The sequence below is a fragment of the Anaerobranca gottschalkii DSM 13577 genome (assembly GCF_900111575.1).
GTDB classification, from domain to species: Bacteria; Bacillota; Proteinivoracia; order Proteinivoracales; family Proteinivoracaceae; genus Anaerobranca; species Anaerobranca gottschalkii.
The window spans coordinates 1-3772 of record NZ_FOIF01000092.1; the positions used below are offsets into that span (position 1 = coordinate 1).

General features: G+C 31.9%; 3 protein-coding genes. All 3 read left to right on the forward strand.

The window, feature by feature from the left end:
• Window positions 1-172: 172 nt before the first annotated feature.
• From BMX60_RS11625 to BMX60_RS11635, 3 genes are read left to right on the forward strand one after another with little or no spacing between them, the layout of a single operon-like run.
• A complete protein-coding gene (locus tag BMX60_RS11625) occupies window positions 173-1204 on the forward strand; it encodes a protein-glutamate methylesterase/protein-glutamine glutaminase (RefSeq protein WP_091351599.1) in 1032 nt (343 codons plus the stop codon).
• A gap of 17 nt (window positions 1205-1221) precedes the next feature.
• Window positions 1222-1932, forward strand: coding sequence for a response regulator (locus BMX60_RS11630; protein WP_091351600.1), 711 nt, complete (start codon window positions 1222-1224; stop codon window positions 1930-1932).
• Entirely contained in the window at window positions 1913-3670 is a 1758-nt protein-coding gene (locus BMX60_RS11635; RefSeq protein ID WP_091351601.1) for a HAMP domain-containing sensor histidine kinase, read from the forward strand. Before BMX60_RS11630 ends, BMX60_RS11635 begins: the two co-directional genes overlap by 20 nt.
• Window positions 3671-3772 lie beyond the last annotated feature (102 nt).

Below are 3772 nucleotides of genomic sequence, written 5' to 3' on the forward strand. Positions count from 1 at the left end.
ATGTTTGAAAGATATGCATAATGGAACATTTAATTTATAAACCAAAATAGAGTGGTCATCAATTTATAAATATCCTATAAAAAGTTGACACTATCGCTTTTTCTTTAATACTAGTAAAACAAGAGTAAATATAATATAATATCAATAATAAATATCAATTTGAGGTGGGATTATGGTAAAGGTTGTAATTATAGATGATTCTGTTTTTATGCGAAGGGTGATAAAAGATATTTTAGTTAAAAACGGTATTGAGGTTATAGCTGAAGCAGAAAATGGCTTTCTAGGTTTAAAATATGTTTTAGAACTTAATCCTGATGTAGTACTGTTAGATATAGAGATGCCTGTTCTTACTGGCTTAGATACATTAGCATTAATAATGAAGAAAAAGGCTACACCAGTTATAATGTTCAGTACTTTAACTAAAGAAGGGGCAAATATTACTATGGAAGCCCTTAAATTAGGAGCTGTAGATTTTTTACATAAACCTAATAATAGCTTGGAAATACATAATATTAAAGAAGCATTAGTGGAAAAAATTAAAACTGCAGCTAAAGCTAATATTAAAAAGGTTCAAGATAGTGAAAGGAAAAAAGGTTTAGAAGCAAAAATTCAAAGTAAGTTAACTCTTCCAGGAAAAGTTAATAAAATCTGTGTTATTGGATGTTCTACAGGGGGGCCTAAGGCGTTAACAAATATCTTTGAAAATTTAAAGGAATTAAAAGAAACCATATTAGTTGTTCAACATATGCCTGCCTTTTTTACAAAGACTTTAGCTAAAAGGTTAGATGATATAACCCCTTATTTAGTAAAAGAAGGGGAAGATAATGAGGAGATTAAGAAAGGGGTAGTTTATTTAGCTCCAGGGGATTATCATATGACAGTAGAAGAACAAAGGGGTAGCTATTTTCTTAAGCTGAATAAACAGCCTGCTATTCATGGTTGTAGACCTGCTGTTGATCCCCTCTTTAAATCAGTTGCCCCTATTTTTAAAGATAGGGTTTTAGGATGTATCCTTACTGGAATGGGAAAAGATGGTGGTGATGGTTGTGAAGAAATAAAGGGATATGGAGGGAAAGTTTATGTAGAGAGTGAAGAAACGTGTACTATCTATGGTATGCCTAAACAGGTTGTTGAACGGAATTTAGCTGATAAAGTATTACCTATAAATGCCTTTGCCGATGAAATACGGGAATTCTTAAAATAAAGGAAGGGGTGAGTTAAATGTATAAAATTTTAATTGTTGAAGATGAAAATGCTATATTAGAACTCATAAAATTTAATGTAAAGAAAGAGGGGTATGATGTAGTAGAGGCCCGGGATGGTAATTCCGCCTTAGGGTATTTAAAGGAAAATAAAGTAGATTTGGTTATATTGGACCTGATGTTACCAGGCATAGATGGGATAGAGATATGCAAACACATTAGACAAATGTATGGATTTAGTGTTTATGTAATAATGTTAACAGCTAAAGGAGAAGAAATCGATAAAATTGTAGGGTTAGAAGTTGGTGCCGATGATTACATGACAAAGCCCTTTAGTCCAAGGGAACTTTTGGCAAGGATAAAGGCTGCTTTTAGAAGAAATATGGATAAAGGATATGGAGAAAAGAAATTTATAGTTAAAGGTGATTTAAAAATCGATAAAGATCAGTATTATTGTGAGTACAAAGGGGTTCCATTAGATCTCACTCCTAAACAATTCTCCTTATTACTTTACCTTGTTGAAAACGCCGGAAAGGTTTGTACTAGGGAAGAACTATTATCCAAGGTATGGGGATATGATTATTTGGGGGATAGTAGAACCGTTGATGTTCATATTCGGCAATTAAGGCAAAGTTTATCAGATATTGATGATAACAATATACCTATCCAAACATTGCGGGGAGTAGGCTATCGTTATAGGAGTGACAGTAGTGGCATCAATAAAAAGTAAAATTACCATTACTTATACATTATTATTTTTAGGGATTTTCACTTTATTAGGAATATATTTGTCTAGTTATTTTGTTAATCAATATATAAATACTTTGGAAAATGATCTAATTAATAACACTAAAATGTTATCAGGTTTTATTAGATTTTTAGATAGGGAATTTTTAATTAGTTATGCTGAAGATGTATCTAATACATTAGGATTGAGGGTTACAATCTTAGATATCGATGGTAATCCTTTAGCTGAAACAGCAAGACCAGTAGAACAATTGGATAACCATTTAAATAGACCGGAAATTCAAAGTGCTTTACAAGGTAAAATTACTACATCTCAAAGATATAGTGATACTATAAAGGCGGAAATGCTCTATTCTGCAGCTCCTATATACAATGTAGAAGGGGAAATAATTGGTTTTTTTAGGTTGGCAAAATCTTTAAAAGATATCCAAAAATTTATTTATAATATTAGACTAGTAATCTTTTTATCTCTTTTGATTGGTATAGTTTTGACTTGGATTTTTGGGAGTATTATAGCTGCTGCCTTTACTGAAAATATTAACAATTTGATAGTTAAAGCAAGGGAGTTTGGTAAAGGTCACTTTTCATCTAGAGTAAGGGTAATAGCTCAAGATGAAATCGGGGAATTAGAGGCAGTATTTAACGAAATGGGTAATAATATATCTTTAATGATGGAGAATAATGCAAAGGAAAAATCGAGGATAGAAAATATTTTACGGAGCTTGCCAGTAGGGGTATTGATAATAAACAAAAAGGGGATTGTAGAAACTTCTAATAATGCGGCAAGGGAAATGTTGAACACAGATTTAAAAGGAGTTAATAGACCATTAATTCACTTAACAAGGGATTATCAAGTAAATGATTTTGTTAATAATCTACTTAAAGGTCAGCAACAGCAGCAGTTAGAAGTTATTTTGAGAAATAAAAATGGAGAAACCCAATTTATCAGATTAAAAGGTGCAGGTTTATATCGTGGGAATAATACCTTGCCTGATGAAATAGTAGTGGTATTACAAGATATCACTGATTTACGCCGTCTAGAGCAAATGAGAAAGGATTTAGTAGCAAATGTCTCCCATGAACTGAGAACTCCGGTAACAGCTATTCAAGGATTTGCAGAAACACTATTAGATGGAGATGTTGATGAAGAAACCACTAAGCATTTTTTAAGTATAATTAAAGAGGAATCATATAGGCTTTCTAGATTAATCAATGATATCCTTAATTTATCGAAGTTAGAGAGCTCTCAAGAAAAGAGAAAGGAAGGAATTAGTAATTTAAGGGATGTGGCAATAAAGGTTTTAAATCTTTTTGATGATAAAATAAATCAAAAAGAAATTGAAGTTATAGTGGATATTCCAGATGATTTAACTTTAGCAGTAGATAAAGATTATGTAGAACAGGTTTTAGTTAATTATGTAGATAATGCTATAAAATACACCTATCCTAAAACTACAATTACCATAAGTGGAGTTAAACAAGATAATGGATTTGCTAGAATTGTAGTAATCGATAATGGGCCTGGTATTCCAATGAAAGATCAAGCTAGGGTTTTTGAAAGATTTTTTAGGGTAGAAAAATCACGGCAGCGAGATGTAGGGGGGACAGGTTTAGGATTAGCAATTGTAAAACACATTGTTGAAGGTTTTAAAGGTGAAGTAGGTGTAAGAAGTAATGAAAAAGGTACTGCCTTTTGGGCTACTTTACCTATGTGTTATTAAAAAAAGGGGCAAACTTGCCCTTTTTTATTGCTTAGGAAAGTATAGATTGCTAGGTATGTGGATAAATGTTATTATGTAGTGGGGTGAGTTGTTTATGGCTAC

Coding starts and splice junctions, on each gene's coding strand:
- BMX60_RS11630 (WP_091351600.1), top strand. CDS start 1,222: ATGTATAAAATTTTAATTGTTGAAGATGAAAATGCTATATTAGAACTC.
- BMX60_RS11625 (WP_091351599.1), top strand. CDS start 173: ATGGTAAAGGTTGTAATTATAGATGATTCTGTTTTTATGCGAAGGGTG.